Annotated in this window: 14 protein-coding genes and 2 pseudogenes; 8 read left to right on the plus strand and 8 right to left on the minus strand. The window is 59.3% G+C overall.

The annotated features are described in order from the left end of the window. Positions 1–170: 170 nt before the first annotated feature. The gene (locus AC1Z32_RS10425) at positions 171–1,460 is read right to left on the minus strand and encodes a cytochrome-c peroxidase (RefSeq protein WP_483478629.1); all 1,290 of its coding nucleotides are present in this window, start codon (positions 1,458–1,460) and stop codon (positions 171–173) included. A gap of 23 nt (positions 1,461–1,483) precedes the next feature. Then, positions 1,484–1,927 (minus strand): FixH family protein, encoded by a 444-nt coding sequence (locus AC1Z32_RS10430; protein WP_483478630.1) that lies wholly within the window; start codon positions 1,925–1,927, stop codon positions 1,484–1,486. Positions 1,928–2,158: 231 nt separating this feature from the next. Here AC1Z32_RS10430 and AC1Z32_RS10435 point away from each other — a divergent pair, with 231 nt between their 5' ends. Further along, positions 2,159–2,827: a helix-turn-helix domain-containing protein gene (locus AC1Z32_RS10435; RefSeq protein WP_483478631.1), complete on the plus strand. Its 669-nt coding sequence runs from the start codon at positions 2,159–2,161 to the stop codon at positions 2,825–2,827. 121 nt (positions 2,828–2,948) lie between these two features. Here AC1Z32_RS10435 and AC1Z32_RS10440 read toward each other — a convergent pair. The 3 genes and pseudogenes from AC1Z32_RS10440 to AC1Z32_RS10450 form a co-directional block, all read right to left on the minus strand. Next, positions 2,949–3,567: pseudogene (locus AC1Z32_RS10440) on the minus strand (aldehyde dehydrogenase family protein); the annotation flags it as partial. Positions 3,568–3,622: 55 nt separating this feature from the next. Then, a pseudogene (locus AC1Z32_RS10445) lies at positions 3,623–3,673 on the minus strand (hypothetical protein); the annotation flags it as partial. 195 nt (positions 3,674–3,868) lie between these two features. Beyond that, entirely contained in the window at positions 3,869–5,050 is a 1,182-nt protein-coding gene (locus AC1Z32_RS10450) for a M24 family metallopeptidase (protein ID WP_483478632.1), read from the minus strand. Between the two features lie 384 nt (positions 5,051–5,434). Here AC1Z32_RS10450 and AC1Z32_RS10455 point away from each other — a divergent pair, with 384 nt between their 5' ends. The 5 genes from AC1Z32_RS10455 (at position 5,435) to AC1Z32_RS10475 (ending at position 9,668) form a co-directional block, all read left to right on the plus strand. Further along, on the plus strand, positions 5,435–5,746 hold the full coding sequence (locus AC1Z32_RS10455; RefSeq protein ID WP_483478633.1) for a cupin domain-containing protein: 312 nt from the start codon (positions 5,435–5,437) through the stop codon (positions 5,744–5,746). 2 nt (positions 5,747–5,748) lie between these two features. Beyond that, on the plus strand, positions 5,749–7,383 hold the full coding sequence (locus AC1Z32_RS10460) for a choline dehydrogenase (protein ID WP_483478634.1): 1,635 nt from the start codon (positions 5,749–5,751) through the stop codon (positions 7,381–7,383). An 80-nt stretch (positions 7,384–7,463) separates the two neighbouring features. After that, on the plus strand, positions 7,464–8,330 hold the full coding sequence (locus AC1Z32_RS10465) for a glycine betaine ABC transporter substrate-binding protein (RefSeq protein ID WP_483478635.1): 867 nt from the start codon (positions 7,464–7,466) through the stop codon (positions 8,328–8,330). A 119-nt stretch (positions 8,331–8,449) separates the two neighbouring features. Further along, positions 8,450–8,716, plus strand: coding sequence for a hypothetical protein (locus tag AC1Z32_RS10470; protein WP_483478636.1), 267 nt, complete (start codon positions 8,450–8,452; stop codon positions 8,714–8,716). 70 nt (positions 8,717–8,786) lie between these two features. Then, a complete protein-coding gene (locus AC1Z32_RS10475; RefSeq protein ID WP_483478637.1) occupies positions 8,787–9,668 on the plus strand; it encodes a LysR family transcriptional regulator in 882 nt (293 codons plus the stop codon). A 274-nt stretch (positions 9,669–9,942) separates the two neighbouring features. Here the strand turns inward: AC1Z32_RS10475 and AC1Z32_RS10480 are convergent, their stop codons facing one another. After that, positions 9,943–10,524 carry a TetR/AcrR family transcriptional regulator gene (locus AC1Z32_RS10480; RefSeq protein ID WP_483478638.1) on the minus strand — a complete coding sequence of 194 codons (582 nt, stop codon included), beginning with the start codon at positions 10,522–10,524 and terminating at the stop codon, positions 9,943–9,945. Between the two features lie 278 nt (positions 10,525–10,802). Between AC1Z32_RS10480 and AC1Z32_RS10485 the strand changes: the two genes are divergently transcribed. Beyond that, complete coding sequence (locus AC1Z32_RS10485) at positions 10,803–11,696, plus strand: NmrA family NAD(P)-binding protein (RefSeq protein WP_483478639.1); 894 nt, start codon at positions 10,803–10,805, stop codon at positions 11,694–11,696. A gap of 666 nt (positions 11,697–12,362) precedes the next feature. On the opposite strand, the gene AC1Z32_RS10490 is transcribed toward AC1Z32_RS10485, so the two are convergent. Both AC1Z32_RS10490 and AC1Z32_RS10495 read right to left on the minus strand, forming a co-directional pair. Beyond that, positions 12,363–13,934, minus strand: coding sequence for a glycoside hydrolase family 3 C-terminal domain-containing protein (locus tag AC1Z32_RS10490; RefSeq protein WP_483478640.1), 1,572 nt, complete (start codon positions 13,932–13,934; stop codon positions 12,363–12,365). Beyond that, entirely contained in the window at positions 13,931–14,611 is a 681-nt protein-coding gene (locus AC1Z32_RS10495) for a glycoside hydrolase family 3 N-terminal domain-containing protein (protein ID WP_483478641.1), read from the minus strand. Before AC1Z32_RS10495 ends, AC1Z32_RS10490 begins: the two co-directional genes overlap by 4 nt. A gap of 206 nt (positions 14,612–14,817) precedes the next feature. Between AC1Z32_RS10495 and AC1Z32_RS10500 the strand changes: the two genes are divergently transcribed. Beyond that, on the plus strand, positions 14,818–15,807 hold the full coding sequence (locus AC1Z32_RS10500; RefSeq protein ID WP_483478642.1) for a LacI family DNA-binding transcriptional regulator: 990 nt from the start codon (positions 14,818–14,820) through the stop codon (positions 15,805–15,807). Positions 15,808–15,841 lie beyond the last annotated feature (34 nt).

A 15,841-nucleotide genomic window follows, 5' to 3' on the forward strand; every position in this document is an offset into this window, starting at 1 on the left:
GTCGTTGGTGGGCGGCCCAGCATGCGTAAGTCCTCCAAAGACGTATACCGACGCTCCGTGTGCGGTCCGATGCCGCCTCACCGCCGTCCCGATGCCGGCGGGTTATCAAAAACGCCCATAAGGTAAGTGCGATGTCCGTAATGAAATGGCTCTTCGCATTTGAGCCTCCATTAACGATTGGGGCGCTCTACGATGGTCCCAGACAGACTGCCGAGGAACGCGACAACGTCCCGCATTTCGTCTTCCGACAGACGAATTGGTTTGCGTTCAGTATGCCGATCGTCATCTTGTGCAAGCTCTGATTGACCAACAGATGCTTTCGGCGCGCGTACATAGTGCGTCACCACCTCATCCAAAGTTGTGAGCTGGCCTGCGTGCATGTACGGCGCCCTGAGGGCCACGTTGCGCAGGCTCGGCGTCTTGAAGGCGCCTTCCATGGCCGGGTCCCCGGCGGAGATGAAGCTCAGCTCCTGGCAGGCTTGCGGTGGCGCATCGCTATAGCGGCCCAAACAGTTGAACTCGTCCGATATCAGCTTAGAGGTGGCTGGCGCGCGGCCGAGGTCAGGCAGGGTTGGATCTCTTGTCTGAATGCCGGTGTTATGAAAGGCCTGGTCCGTCAGGAGTGGGCCGTTGTGGCACGTCGCACATTGCGCCTTGCCGATGAACAGACGAAGGCCTTTGACCTCTTGGGCTGACAAGGCTTGCTGGCCCGCGCGGTCGCCTGCGAGAAGCGCTGCAACGTACCGGTCGAAGCGTGCCTCGCCGAAGGCCACGGTCCGCTCGTAAGCAGCGATGGCCTTCCCGAGGTTTGCGAAGACGCGATTGATCGCGTCACGCTGTCCGACCGTCAACCGAGACCAGGCCTGCTGCTCCTCAGAGTTGCCCAGCGGGCTCGCGTTGGCGGGCAGACCCTGCAGGTTCGGCAGCGCGCCGAACAGCGCCTCATACTCGCGCCGGTAGTGCGTCTGCACGACCCGAGCGAACTGGACGCGGTTGCCGCCGTGCTCGACGCCATCTTCCAGCGGCCCCAATGCCTGCGACCACTGACTGTCCTTGCGCCCGTCCCAGAACAGAAAAGGGCTGTGCGCCGTCCCTGCGACTGGCATAGTACGACGCTTTCCCGAACCGATGCCCCGCCCGACGGACAATCCATCCTGGAACTGGTGGTCCGGTGAATGGCAACTGACGCAAGACACCGCGCCGTTACGAGACAGGCGCACATCTGCGAAAAGCCGCTTTCCGAGTGAAGCCGCTGCCGCATTGTCGGCCACTGCATTCGATAGGTCAGGCGGAGGAGCCGGGAGCCTACTCAAGCTCATCGAGGATAGAACCGCCTGCTCTTCCTTCGACCAGGCTATGAGGCTATCCGTCGCTTCGGCCGCGCGCCCGAAGACGGCGAGTAAGGCAAGCAAAACCACGAACGCCGTGGCGAGCGTCCTTGGCCTGTGTGGCGGGTTCATGATTCAGGGTTCCTTGTAAGCGCTCAGCGCCGAATCCCGGATTCGTCCACGATGACGTTGAACTCCGCGCCATCGGATTCGCTGCCGGCCTGAATCGCCAGCCGCATATCCCACCAGCCGGTCATGCTGAACTTCATGCCCTCGAGCCCATAAACTCCTGGCTCGACCTCCCGGGTGATCCGGGGCTTGGTAGGAAAGCCGTGACCGTGCTGGGGCATTCCGCCGTCGAAGCCAATCGTGGCGTGTGACACAGGCTTTCCCTCAGACGTTTCCACATACACTTGCCAAGCATGCATCTGGTTGATGGCGGGCCCGGCGGCGGGCGGCTCCATGCGAACCACGAACTTGCCTTGAGCGCTGGGATGCTGCAGCGAAAGGTCCAAGTTCGTCGGCGGGGTGCCGCAGGCGGCTGTAAGGAGAGCTATGGCGACCGCAGCAAGCGCGGTCGGCGCAGATAGTCTGAGCATGTTCGGATCCTTGAAGATCGTGTCGGAGATGCGCTATTTTTATTGCCGAGAGCGGAAACAACTTGAACGAAACGGCTGAACTGAGGAGGTGATGTGACAGCATTGCGGGGGAACTCCAGGCAGCCGTCCATCACCCGAGGGTCGGGACGCGTCTACTTCTGGCAAGGCGGCAGTCTCTGGATCGGCGAAGGTCGGGGCAGAACACAGTGGCACGAGCACCACGCCCATCAATTGGCCCTGGCTTTCAAGGGCAGGTTCCGTTTTCGCACGAACGCCGACGGAGCCTGGGCTGACTTCGAAGGTGCCATCGTCCCCAGCAAATGCCCGCACCAGTTCGAAATTGATGGCGCGGCCACCCTGGCTCACCTCTTTGTGGAGCCTGAGAGCAGCGCTGGCCGCGCCCTCTCGGCACGATACGGCTCTACGGCCGTTGCCGAACTTCCGCGCGCCGCCGCTCGCACTGCAGCAAAATTGTTGTTCGAGGCATTGCAGACGAGCCAGCAGACCTCGAACATGGTCGAAGCTGCAACGTCTGTCATCTCAGCGTTGTGTGGCACCACGACCCGGCTGGACAGGAACCTGGACCCGCGGTTGTGCCGCGCCCTCGACTATATCCGCGCGCACATTCGAAACCCGGTCTCGCTGGGCGAGGTCGCTTCTGCGGTTGCCCTGTCGGAGAGCCGTTTTCGACACCTGTTCGTCGCGGGAACCGGTAGCTCGTTCAGGGCATACGTCCTTTGGCTGCGAATCAATTTGGCCATCGAGGCGGTTATGACCGGCGCCTCGTGGACGGAGGCCGCGCATGAGGCCGGCTTTGCCGACTCGGCACACCTCACTCGCACGCACAAACGTATGTTCGGCATTGAGCCGACTGCGATACGTCATCAAGCTCCGGGGTGATGGCCTCCCGCGCCGTCAACGGTTTCGACGAGGAAGTCGTCCGTTTCGCGCGAAGACTCCTAACGTGATCGGACGTTTTTCAACTCCGACCCCGGTGCGCTCCGTGGGCGGGCGCTCGCCCTCAGAACACGGCCAGATAGACGCCGAGTTCGATTTGGACAGGCTTCGTCCGCGTGTACGCGTTCAGCGCAGCGATTCCGTTCTCACGCCCTATGACAGACTGCTTATAGCCGCCGACAGGCATTTCAGCCGGCGATTCGGCCCACGTGTTCACCCAGCAGATTCCCGCTTCCAGGCGATGGATTATCCAGTTTGCACGGGAAAAATTCTCGATTACAACGCCGGCAGCTAGCCCGAAATCAATATCGTTGGCGCGAGTAATCACCTCGTCTTCTTCGTCGATTACGATGATGCTCATCACCGGACCGAAGATTTCCTCTCGGACGATGCGCATGTCGTCGCGGCAGTCTGCAAAAACCGCGGGCTAAACGAACTGGCCTCCGGCATATTTCGGCGCTCGTCAGGCGCTTGCCGCCGGCCTCGAGCCGCGCGCCCTCGCGGTTGCCGCTCTCGATGCAATCGAGCACTTTTTCCAACTGTGCCGCGCTGACCAACGGGCCGAAGTTTGTGCGCAGGTCCGATGGCGCTCCTATGCGGATGCGCTTCGCTCTCTCGAGAATGAGCGATTCGAACTTCTCGCTGACGCTTCCGTGAACAAACATGCGCGTGCCATTCGTGCAGAAGGACTCTGGAACGTTGCATTGCAGTCAGGGCCGCCCACTCGCGTTGCCCGGCTTTAGCGGCGGTCACGGCGCGGTCGATGTCCGCGTTAGACGCGTGTTGCACGTGTGCAGGTTTCTCGCCCGACGCAGGGTCCAGCGTCTCGAAGGTGCTATCGCTCGTGAAATTGTCGGCGCAGCGCTCACTGTCTTGGACGTCCAAGACGGCTCATGCCTATTCAGCTGCACCATCGTGGCAAAGACGCTGCCGCTACCGAGGTGCGGTAGCGCCAGCGCAGGTCAATCAACGGTACGGTTGGGATTACAGATAGTCCAATTCGAACGGACATTCGGAGAGAGAGACGGGGCCTTCCCGTGAAATGAGCACTGGCTGTTCGAGTTTCACGCCGTCTATACCGCCGGGTACGCCGATATAGCTCTCGACGCAGACGGTCATCCCCTCCTCGAAGACGCCTGGATACTGATAGGCAGGAGCCTCGGGCGGAAAGTACACCAACGGATACTCAACGCCGAACCCGAGACCATGCACGATTTCAGCATATCGGTTGGGCACATACAATTCCGGCATCTTCCAGGAGTGGTCGATGAAGTCGTGGAACGAAAGCCCCGGCCGTAGCAGCGACATGTTGTGCTGCAGTTGTTCATACGCCAACGCGTAGTTCGTCCGCTGCTCGTTGTTCGGCCGCTTGTCGCCAATCACGAAGGACCTTGTTTGGTCCGTGAAAACCCCATGGGGGCCAATCAGGTCGCTATCGAATACCAGCATCTCGCCTGCCTCGATAGTTTTCTCCGACGCCTCGACGAACCACGGGTTCGTGTGGTGACCCGATGCCAGCGCTCTTGTCTCCTGGTACTCGCCGCCATGCTCGATGTTGTACTGATTCAGAAGCGACAACAGGTAGTTCTCGCTGACACCCGGCTTGACGTGTTCTCGCATGTAAGAGATTGCGTCAGTGCAAACTCGCATTGAGTCGCGAATGATTTGAATCTCGTCCGGGCTCTTGAGCGACATTGCACGCTCGAGGGGTCCCTTAGCATCGACGGTTCGAACCCCGAGCTTATCGAGCGCCCGCAGAGGTAGCAGGTCTATGCGGTCAAGTCCCAGCACGGCATCCTTCCCGCAAACCTCAGTGAGCAAATCGGCGATTTCCTCGGCCCATAATTTCGCATGCTCTTCTGACCGCGACCCGGACCCAAAGTAGTCCCACGACTTGGCAGGCCGGGCTTCGTCAATCAACTCATTGCCTGCGGAGAGATGGAGCGCTCCGCCGTAGTCAAACATCACGACTTTGCCAGCAACCGGCACGAAGGCGTAGCGCACCATGTGATGGGAAGACCATACCTGCATATTCCGGCAGTTCGTCGCGTACCTCAGATTCAGCGGGTCGAACAACACGGCTGCGTCGATGCCCTCAGCCTTCAGCATCTCTCGTGTTCGCTCGAGACGTCGTGCGTAAACCTTCTGGTAGTCAACTGTTTCCACGGCTGGGCACCTCGCTGTATAGGGTCATCGCAAACCGAACTCGATTCGTCACGTTCGAATCGTATGTCCGGCCGAGCACCTGCCTCAGCCGAGCTTGGCTGCATGGTCAGAAGGTCGAGAAGCCGAAGCATTAGGGCGATTTTGGAAGAGGACAGCAGCCGCAAGCAATCGATACTTATTGACCCGGTGGTTCAAAATCTTTGAAGCACCACATCAGATAGTTTCGTTTGCCTTGAGCATAACGGCTGGTTACTGTGGATTCGCGTCAAGGCTTGCCGGTAGCGGCCCCACGCCAGAAAGGCTCGCGCAAGCGAGTTCCGGTCTGTCTTGACGCACCCGTACGCATGTTCGCCTCCACATCCAACTGAACCTGGCACGTCTGACATGACCTCATCTAGTTTCACGCCTTCCGTCTCCAAACAACCAGCACCGAGCGACGTTGAACGGACGATTGCCGGTTGGGAAACCTGGCAGTGCAACGACGACACGTTTGCGCATAGGTACGTTCCGGGCGCCACGTTCCTCGTCGTTCGTGGTCAAGCTAAGCTGACTTTCAAGCATGGCGTCGAACTTGACGTCGCCCCTGGCGACCTAGTCTCGATTGATGAAGGTGCAGAGGCCGTGTGGGCCATTTCCGCGCCCATCGAGACCCGCTACACGTACCACCAGAACAGCGGTGTGGCTGCGGGAGCGTGAGCATGAGCCAGGTCGTGGAATTTGACTATGTGATTGGCGGGGCGGGTTCGGCCGGCTGCGTTCTCGCGCGCCGGCTCGCCGACGCTGGAAATCGAGTGTTGTTGATTGAAGCGGGTCCTCGAGACAACTCGTGGGTCATCCGCATGCCCGCCGGCCTCCGCTCGATTTTCAAGCCGTCCTCCAAATACAACTATTGGTTCGAGACTGAGCCACAGCACAACCTTGGCAACCGTCGCATTCAGCAACCGCGCGGGCGCGTTCTGGGTGGCTCATCCTCTATCAACGGAATGACGTGGCTTCGCGGACACCCTCTTGACTATGACCGGTGGGCGCGAGAAGGCGCGACCGGTTGGGACTGGCAAAGCTGTCTGCCGTACTTCCGCAAGATTGAGAGGAGTGACGTCAAGAGCGCATATCGCGGCACCGAAGGGTTCATCCACGCGCAGCGGCAAGAGCTCCTTTGCCCGTTGAATCAGGCATTTCTCGATGCCGGCGTCGAAGCAGGATATCCGCTGACCGACGATGTCAATGGATACCAGCAAGAAGGGGTGTCGCGCTTTGAGATGAGTGTCGACCATGGCATTCGCAACAGCGCTTCGTATGGTTACCTTCACTCGCGCAAAGACGACGGCAATCTAACCATTTGGACGCAGAGCACCCTTCGACAAATCAACATGGTCGGTAATAGGGCCACTGGGTTTCAGGTGCTCCATGGCGGCTCTGTCGTGAACGTTCTTGCTCGCAAGGAGACGCTCCTTTGCGCCGGGGTGTTCGGCTCTCCGCAGATGTTGATGCTTTCTGGAATCGGACCGGGCGACCACCTTAAAGAAAAAGGTATCGACGTGAGGGTAGATTTGCCAGGCGTTGGACGGAACCTCCAAGACCACCTGGAGTGTCACATACAGATTGAGACGAAGGAACCCGTCTCACTGAATCGCGAGCTTCAGCTTCATAGGATGCTACTCGCAGGCGTGCAGTGGTTCGGCTTCAAATGCGGTGTCGCATCTGTCAATCAATGCCATGTCGGCGCCTTTTTGAAGAGCGCTCGAGATACCGTCCACCCCGACATCCAGTTCCACTTCTTTCCAGTCTTCTTTAACAAAGACTGGATTCCAACGCGGCAGACCAACGGCTACCGCATTGGCGTAGGCCCGATGCGCCCGACGAGTCGTGGTCAAGTTCGTTTGAAGTCGAAGGTCGCCGAAGAACCGCTTTCAATCGACCCCAACTACATGGACACCGAGGAGGACTGGCGAGTCATGCGCGAAGCGATTCGGCTTGGCCTGATCTTCTCGAAGCAACCTGCCTTCCGCCGCTTTCACTACCGTGAGGACATGCCAGGAGTCGATGTGAGTGCGACCGACGCTCTCGACGAGTTCATCAAGATGGATGCGTCTAGCGCGTACCATCCGTGCGGCACATGCAAGATTGGACCGAAGAACGACCGCTACGCCGTCGTCAGTCCTGACTTGAAGGTGAAAGGCGTAGAACGACTGCGGATTATCGACGCATCCGTCATGCCGTCCGTTCCCAGTGCAAACATTAACGCAGCAACCATCATGCTGGCGGAAAAAGCAAGCGACATGGTGCTCGGCAAGCCTGCACTGCGCGCTGATGCCCTGAAATTTGTCGCATGACCTGAAGCAAACCGCGGCACACCTAGCTGCGCTGGTCCCACACTAAATAAGGATAACAAACCTTCTAACAGGGAGATTCTATGAAAATGTTCAAGCTACTTAAGTTCCTCTTGACGGCCGCTGTTCTACTGTCCGGAGTGAGCGCGGCCCGCGCCGCCGACGACAAGACAATCACAATTGGGGTCAACAACTGGGCCGAAAACATCGCCGTCGCAAACATGTGGAAAATCCTTCTCGACGAAAAGGGTTACAACGTCAAGTTGCAAAATGCGGACAAGGCGCTTCTGTATAACAGCGTTGCTACGGGTCAAGTTGATGTTACCTTTGAGGTTTGGCTTCCCACATTGGATAAGCCAGCCTACGACAAGGTCGCAGACCGGGTGGTCAAGATTGGTCCGTGGTTCAAAGAGGCGAACCTCGGCCTGGTGGTTCCGGACTACGTGAATATCGACAGCATCGAGCAGCTCAACGCGAACAAGAACCTGTTCGCATCGAGCGGGAAGCCGAAGATTGTGGGCATTGATTCGGGTAGCAGTCTGATGCGTGAAACCGAATCGGCAAAGAAGGCCTATCAGCTCGATTACGATGTCCAACCCTCGTCGGAGTCTGCAATGATTCTATCGCTCGAGCGTGCGGAGCAACGCAAGGAACCAATTGTCGTCACTCTTTGGAAGCCGCACTGGATTTGGTCCAAGTACAAGCTGAAGTACCTGAAGGACCCGAAAGGCGAGTATGGCTCGACCGACTCCATCTACGGGATTGAAACGCAGGCGTTCAAGAAGCAGCATCCCGATGTGGAACGTTGGCTTCAAACTTGGAAGATGGATGACAACTCGCTCGGCGGCTTGATGTCGGAAATCAACAAGCAAGGTGCGACTACGCCGGAGAAGGGAGCGAAGACGTGGATCGATGCGAACCGTTCACTCATCCAGCAGTGGATGAAGTGAGCAACTCGGGCGTATGTGTGAACCTTCAGTCTTTCGCTGTTCGGCTGTTTCGAAATGCGTCTGCCCTCAAGCCCTGACCACATCTGAAGCCGATTCACGAGACTGGTCGAGCGAGTCTCGTGAATGTCACGGCTATCTCTCCTCCGGCGAAGCTCGGTCCGCAATCCGGGCTCGCTATCACGGTCGTCGCCGAGAACATGGTGCCCCCGGAATGGCGTATTCTCGCGGAAGAGAAGCGCCTGCCTCGGCTACCCAAGACAGATCTCGCTCTTCTGAAGGGGCGCACAGAATTCCGGGCAGCCGTGGGCTGCCTGTACAACTACTTCAGGGTCTTCGTTTGCGATACGGACGCGGGCGTCAGCTATCGCCACCTGATTCAACAATAATTGCGTCGGCACATCGGGCAAAGCATAATCGGAGAGTGATTGTTCGATGTTTGCTGGACGGAGCAAGTCGATGCGACGCGGAAAGCTGGACCTGAACGTATTGGAGACGTACGTAACGGTTTGCCTCTCAGGGAGCCTGAAGAGCGCGGCCGAACATCTATTTCTCACGCAGTCAGCCGTGAGTATGCAAATCAAGCGTCTTGAAGAGTGTGTACAACAGCGACTTCTTGAGAGAAACAATCAAAGTCTGCGGGTGACTCCGGCTGGTGAAAAGATGCTCGCTCACGCTCGCGCCATGCTTCGCCTCGAGAACGCTGCGCTGAACGAATTCTTACGCGAGCCGATTGCCGGTGAGATTCGAATTGGGGTACCAGCCGACTATGCTCCTGCCCTTTTGTCTTCAGCCCTTCCCTACCTTCACGACAACTTTCCTGCTGTAGTCCCCTCTGTAGAATGCGATTTGAGTCGGAAACTTCGGCGAAAGATTGAAAACAACGAACTGGACCTGGCGATACTGACGCAGGATGTGGACATAGATTCGGGCTTGCCGCTGTGGGAGGAGAAGCTTGTTTGGGCCGAACCTTTGGAAAGCGAGCAGTGCGCCGACAGCTATACGGCAGTCGGCCTGTTGGACGTCGACTGCGTCTTACGCGACATGACCCTGCGGCTTGCTGCTCAGCAGGCGCCCCTGCATCGGATTGCATTTCGCTCTGGCAATCTACCCAGCATCGTTTCAGCTGTGGAGAACGGGTTCTGCTCATCCCTTCTTTTTCAAAGCTCGCTGAGCCCGACATCCGCCACTTCGACCAAACTGAAGATTACTCCGGTTGGCGACCAGCTCAGAATCAGACTAGCAATCGCGACTGACAAAAAGCCCGGACTGGATTCAATCGCCGAGTTTCTCCAAACGCAACTGCTTCTATCCGTTCGTCGAGCGGAACCCACCTCGTGAACGCGTGGGCTCGTCATCCGAGCTCATCCGACTTCCGTGCTCCACTAAGCCTGTCCGCGCCCGAAATAAGACGGACCCATTTCAGACTCGTGTCTCTTGCTTCGGGGATGTGATTCGCTTCGAAAAGGGCATGCGACGCCAGTGACTCGAGCCGAACGCGAGCATGCATCTTTTTTAGCAGCAACTGCGTTGCTCCGAGACGGCGTGCTCCGTTACCGCGATTTTCGGTTGCCTAGCTAGGGGTTGGCGTTGCCAACATGCGCATTACGCGCCGCTACTCACCGGCCGGAAGATTCGACGACAATATGCCGAGAACCCCCGCTAACGTTTCGCCGAGAATTTGCATCGAAAGCTCACGGTTTGAAACAGCGCGCGAAAGCGCGACCGCACCAACACACGCGCTCAATACAAGAAGCGCGTCGCTGCGCTTCGAAGCAGTCTCCTCGGCCGGTGAAGCTTGCGAAATCAGGTCAACAATCTTGCTCACCTCCGCTGAAACGAGTTCCCTCAAGCCACCAGTGTTGCGCCCCACGTCATTGACCAGCGCCGATATGGGACATCCTGTGACTAAATCGTCCCTGTGCGATTCGGACAAGTAGGAGCGCATCGCCTGGGAAGGCGAGACGGGAATGGCCGATTCCCACGACTCGATGTCTTTCAATGCGTGCTCGAACGCCTCCACGACAAGTTCGTCACGTGAGGAAAAATGCTTGTAGAAGCCGCCAACTGTGAGACCAGCCTCTTTCATCACATCAACGATGCTTACACCATCAATCCCTTGTTCGCGGAAGCGTTTCGCCGCGATAACAACGATTCGCTGATGCGTCTCTAGCTTTTCGGCTTGGGAGTGCCCCATTTCGTCCCCTTACAACTCGTTCAGCGGTGGTTTTTTGTCGGGTCGCGATTGATGCACCTTCGACAATTGTGACTTGCGCCACGCCATGCTGCCGACATCAGGATTATAACTATAATCCTGTTAAGCCCGTTGCGGAAGACAAACACGTGAACTTCGGACCCTGTAAGCGCGCACGCCAATATGTGTGCATATACACAGAGAGCCCCCGTCGTTGGCTACCAGTAACCGCAACGGAAATTGTCTGAACTTGATCTTCAAGCAGAACGAGGAGAAGCATGATGAAGCAACGCAAGATTTTGGTAACAGCGGCGGCCGGAAAAACGGGCGTTCATGTCGTTCGCAACCTTCTCGACAGAGGACATGCAGTCCGCGCCCTTGTCCGCAAGGAAGATGAGCGCAGTGAGGCGCTTCATCGCGCCGGTGCAGAGGTCGTTTCTGGCGACTTGCTTTCGCATGACGATGCCATACGGGCGGCAGAAGCCACTGACGCCGCATACCTGTGTTTCCCCGTGCGACCGGGATTTATTCAAGCGACCGCTTACTTCGCGGATGCCGCTCGTCGCGCGGGGCTCGACGTGGTCGTGAACATGTCCCAGATATCGGCGCGGGAGAACGCTAAGAGCAACGCCGCGCGGGACCATTGGATTGCGGAGCGCGTGCTCGACTGGTCCGAGGTCCCGACCATACATATCAGGCCAACGTTCTTTTCCGAGTGGCTCGTGTTTCCTTGGGTGCGAGACACGATTGTGCGTAACGGAGAGATTACGCTGCCCTTCGGTGATGGCAAGCACGCGCCCATTACCGCTGAAGACCAGGCTCGCTTCATCGCCGCCGTGCTCTCGAATCCCGACGGTCACATCGGGAAAGCGTATGAGCTATGCGGTCCGAGAGAAATGACGCAATCTGAAATTGCCGACGTCGTGAGCGATGTGCTCGGCCGGAAAATCGTCTACAACCCAACGACTCTTGATGGGTATCGCGAGCATCTGAGCCACTACGGCCTGCCGGACTTCACGATTCAGCACTTCATCGAGGTCGCAGTCGACTATCAGAACGGTGTGTTCGAGGGAACGGACACCGTTATCGAGCAGATTACCGGGCAGGCCCCGCAGACTGTTGAGCAATTTGTGACGGCAAACCGGACGGCGTTCGACCGAGAAAGAGTCAACTGAGCGTAGTGACAGGCCGGCGGCGTTTTTGGTCGAAAGCGCCAAGCTCCGTCGGCCGGCAGAAGAGAGTCCGCCGGAAAACGAGTAAGGGACTAGCGCAACGCGAGAGCGGAGAATGTCCCTACGAGAATGTTTGGGTTCGCGTCTCGAAAGACGTGAGCTATTTCCTGTTGGGGACCGTGGCAACGCGCCAGATGTTGGTGCGTTGCCGCTGTCTCCGCCCGAGGATTCGCTGTCGTGCTTGGGCAGTTCCATCGCGGGAACCTGTCGATGGTCTGCCGCGCCCGCTTGAGGTGCTCTGCGAATTTCCGCTACGCCCTCCGCCGGATTCGCTTCCAGACGAGGCTACTTGGCGCTGGAACGGCCGCTAGTTCGCCGGCCGAGAGCGCTGACGAAGGTCCCCCTTCTGGCCGAGAGCGCCAGATCGATGAATGTTCTAAAGAGGTGACGGCCAAGTCGTCCACATCACCTTTTCGACGATGTATGGGACGAACTTCATAACCCATTTTCTCAAGACGTACTATCGTTCGTTGAAGCCACACACAGCGAGCGCATGCCGTCACGGACTCACGGCTTCGACGCGACCCATCATAAACAACTCAAAAAAACCATCAAACGAGGCCAACCGCCCGGCTAAGCACCCGAGCGGCCGACCTCGATTCACCGCGTCTATTTCCCGACCGACAACGCCGCATTCAGCGACAGGTTATCCGACGCATCGCCCACCAGCACCTGATACTGCCCGCCCGCTGTCTTCCACTGCTGCGAGGCCGTGTCCCACGTGCCGAGCGGATGACTCGCCGCGTTCGGATCGATGACGATCTGCACCGTCTTCTTCTCCCCCGGCGCGAGCATGACCTTCTGGAAGCCGACGAGGCGCTTCGGCGGCTGTCCGAGACCTGCCGGCAACGACAGATACACCTGCGGCACTTCCGCGCCCGCGACCTTGCCGCTGTTCTCGACATCCACCGACACGGTGACCGGCTTCGTGCCATCCGACGATTGCGGGCTTACCTGCAGGTTCGACATCGTGAAGCTCGTGTACGACAGACCATGCCCGAACGCGAACAACGGCTTCACGTTCTGCGCGTCGTACCAGCGATAGCCGATCTGCAAACCTTCCGAATACGTGACGGTCGGCTGGCCGTTGACGGTCACGCCCGGATATTGTGCCGGCGTGTTCGCGGGCCAGTCGCCCGCCTTCTTCGGGAACGTGACGGGCAGCTTGCCCGACGGATTCGTCATGCCGAACACGAGATTCGCCATGATGTTGCCGTCCTCCTGCCCCGGGAACCAGGTCTCCAGCACGGCGGGCACCTGATCGATCCACGGCATCAGCGCGGACGCGTTGTCCTTCATGACGACCGCCGTGCGCGAATTCGCAGCCGCAACTGCCGCAATGATCGCGTCCTGATTGTTCGACAACTCGATGCTCGGTCGGTCCGCGCCTTCCTCCGCGATGGTGCCGGCCAGCACGATCACGACATCGGCCCGCTTCGCGGCATCGACGGCCGCCGCGAGGTTGCTGTTGTCGTCGGCGACGACCGTGAGGCTCGCGCTCGCGGCCGATCCCGCCTGCTTCAGCACGCTCTGCACGCCTTCGAGCGGCGTGACCGTGTAAAGCGGAATCACGTCCGAGCTGCCGCCGCAGCAGCCCGACACCGCTTTGTTCGCATAGGCGGCCTGGCCGATCAGCGCCACGGAGCGAATCGCTTTCGGATCGAAGGGCAGCAAGTTGTTGGTGTTCTTGAGCAGCACCGCGGACTGCTCGCCGATCGCGCGCGCGATCGCGCCATCGCCTGCCTGATCGATCGCCGTCTGCGTGACGGGTCGATCGAAGATGCCGAGCCTGAACATCTGCGTGTAGCGGCGGCCGAGCGCGGTGTCGATATTCGACTGCGTAATCTGTCCCGCCGAAAGCGCGGCGTTGATTTTGGCAGGCGTCCACCAGGCCGTGAGCGGCGCGACGTCGATGCCCGGCATTTCGTTGTCCAGGCCGGCGAGCATAGTGTTCGCCGTGCTGTGCGCGGCGAAGAAGTCCGACTGCACGTAGCCCGTGAAGCCCCACTGGCCGCGCAGCACATCGGTGAGGATGTGCTTGTTCTCGCACATCGACGCGCCGTTCACCGAGTTGTACGAGCACATGACAGAAGCGACCCCGCCATCCTTCACCGCCATTTCGAACGGCACCATGTAGAGCTCGTGCAGCGTCTTGTCGTCGATGTTCTCGTTGATCGTCATGCGATTCGTTTCCTCTCGTTCGCGACCAGATGCTTGGCCATCGCAATCACGCCGTGCGACTGAATGGCCTTGATCTCGGCGACGCCCATCGTACCGCTCAGGATCGGGTCCTCGCCGAAGTACTCGAAGTTGCGCCCGAGCGTGGGATTGCGCGCGAGGTTCATGCCCGGGCCTTCGAGCACGTGCAACGCGAGATTGCGCGACTCGCGGCCGATCACGTCGCCGAACTGGCTCGCGACGGCCGTATCGAAAGACGCCGCTACCGCCATGCCCGAAGGCAGCGCGGTCGCCTTGGCCGATGCCGGGCTCGACAGCGAGGCGAGCGGCAAGCCGGGCAGGCTGGGAGATACGCAATCGTTTTGCCCGACGCCGACGGGTCCGTTGGTCACGCGCAATGTGGGAATCTGCAACTCCGGTATGCCGGTGATGTGTCGCGCGCCATAGCATGACGGGATTTCCGGCACCACACCGGGCGTGCCGGTGAGTTGCGCGATCTTCTGCTGCGGCGTCATCGCGGCGAGCAGGAGCGCCGTGCGCTGCTGCGGCGGCAGCGAGGTATTCATCCACGCATGCGCATTCGACGTGGACGGCGTGCCGCCATTGTCGTCGTGCCCGCCGCCGCAGCCAGCGGCGACGAAAATTGCCATGACAGCGCTCAGGATCGTACGGTTTCTCATCACTTCCCTCCTCCTGTTGGATTCAATCGTTTCTTGACCTGTTTACTTCGTCATCCTTATCGAATAGACGTCTTCTATCCGCGCATGCGGCCTGGTTGACTTGCTTCGGCCGAATCTCTATATCTACGTCAGTGCCGTCCGGCGTCGTACACTCGATGCATTCGCGCAGCGCGCCCGCGCGTGCCCACCCGATTAAACGTTTTCACATGAAAAAACCCTCGGCGACCATCCGCGACGTCGCGGCGCTGTCCGGCGTCTCCGTCGCAACCGTGTCCAAGTACATCAATGGCACGAAACGATTCACCGAGCCGGTCGAGGCCAAGCTCAAGGCCGCGATCGAGGAGCTCGGCTATCAGTCGAATCCGCTCGCGCGCTCGATGGTGACGAAGCAGACGCGCACCATCGGTCTCACAATCCTCGACATCAGCAATCCGCATTTCACCAATGTCGTGAAGGGCGCGAATCGCGTGGCGCTCAGACACGATTACACGCTGCTGCTCGTCGATGTCGACGAGAACCAGGCGCGCGAACGGCCGCTCGTTGAAGCGCTCGCCCGCCGCGTCGACGGGTTGATCCTCAGTTCGCGCCTGCCCGAGGACGAGTCGCAATGGCTGCTCGACCTCGACAAACCCGTGGTCCTGCTCAGGCGCAGCGACAAGCTGCCCATTCCGAGCGTCGGCATCGACAACCGGCTCGCCACCTTCATGCTCACTCGACATCTCCTCGATCTCGGTCATCGCAACTTCGCGTATCTGGGCTTCGGGCAGGCGCGCATCAACGACGAGCGCATTGCCGGTGTGCGCGATTGCCTGGCCGAGGCCGGGCTCGAACTCGACGTACACGACGCGCACGCGCCCACCACGCGCGCCGGCGAGCACGCATGTTCACGTGTGATGCTCGGGCCGCGCCGCCCACAGGCGGTCATCTGCTACAACGATCTCATTGCGCTCGGCTTCATCAAGGCGGCCACGGCGCTCGGCATCAACGTGCCGCGCGATGTCGCGGTGACCGGCATCGACAACGTGCCCTATGGCGAGATCTCCGCGCCTTCACTTACGAGCGTCGATACGCAGAGCGAAACCATCGGCGAGATCGCGATGCAGAAGCTCATCGACGCGCTATCCGGCAAGCAAGAGATCGAGCATGTGACCATCGAGCCGTGTCTGATCGTGCGGGAGTCGACGCATGCCGCGTGAGTGCCGCGCCGCCGTTTCGTTTTCGAGGCATGAG

Source organism: Caballeronia sp. 11_S32 (genome assembly GCF_056930355.1).

What these genes read in the sequence shown, in the direction of transcription:
- AC1Z32_RS10425 (WP_483478629.1), bottom strand. Translation starts at nt 1,460, where the DNA reads ATGAACCCGCCACACAGGCCAAGGACGCTCGCCACGGCGTTCGTGGTT.
- AC1Z32_RS10475 (WP_483478637.1), top strand. Translation starts at nt 8,787, where the DNA reads ATGCGACGCGGAAAGCTGGACCTGAACGTATTGGAGACGTACGTAACG.
- AC1Z32_RS10485 (WP_483478639.1), top strand. Translation starts at nt 10,803, where the DNA reads ATGAAGCAACGCAAGATTTTGGTAACAGCGGCGGCCGGAAAAACGGGC.
- AC1Z32_RS10460 (WP_483478634.1), top strand. Translation starts at nt 5,749, where the DNA reads ATGAGCCAGGTCGTGGAATTTGACTATGTGATTGGCGGGGCGGGTTCG.
- AC1Z32_RS10490 (WP_483478640.1), bottom strand. Translation starts at nt 13,934, where the DNA reads ATGACGATCAACGAGAACATCGACGACAAGACGCTGCACGAGCTCTAC.
- AC1Z32_RS10480 (WP_483478638.1), bottom strand. Translation starts at nt 10,524, where the DNA reads ATGGGGCACTCCCAAGCCGAAAAGCTAGAGACGCATCAGCGAATCGTT.
- AC1Z32_RS10495 (WP_483478641.1), bottom strand. Translation starts at nt 14,611, where the DNA reads ATGAGAAACCGTACGATCCTGAGCGCTGTCATGGCAATTTTCGTCGCC.
- AC1Z32_RS10465 (WP_483478635.1), top strand. Translation starts at nt 7,464, where the DNA reads ATGAAAATGTTCAAGCTACTTAAGTTCCTCTTGACGGCCGCTGTTCTA.
- AC1Z32_RS10455 (WP_483478633.1), top strand. Translation starts at nt 5,435, where the DNA reads ATGACCTCATCTAGTTTCACGCCTTCCGTCTCCAAACAACCAGCACCG.
- AC1Z32_RS10430 (WP_483478630.1), bottom strand. Translation starts at nt 1,927, where the DNA reads ATGCTCAGACTATCTGCGCCGACCGCGCTTGCTGCGGTCGCCATAGCT.
- AC1Z32_RS10500 (WP_483478642.1), top strand. Translation starts at nt 14,818, where the DNA reads ATGAAAAAACCCTCGGCGACCATCCGCGACGTCGCGGCGCTGTCCGGC.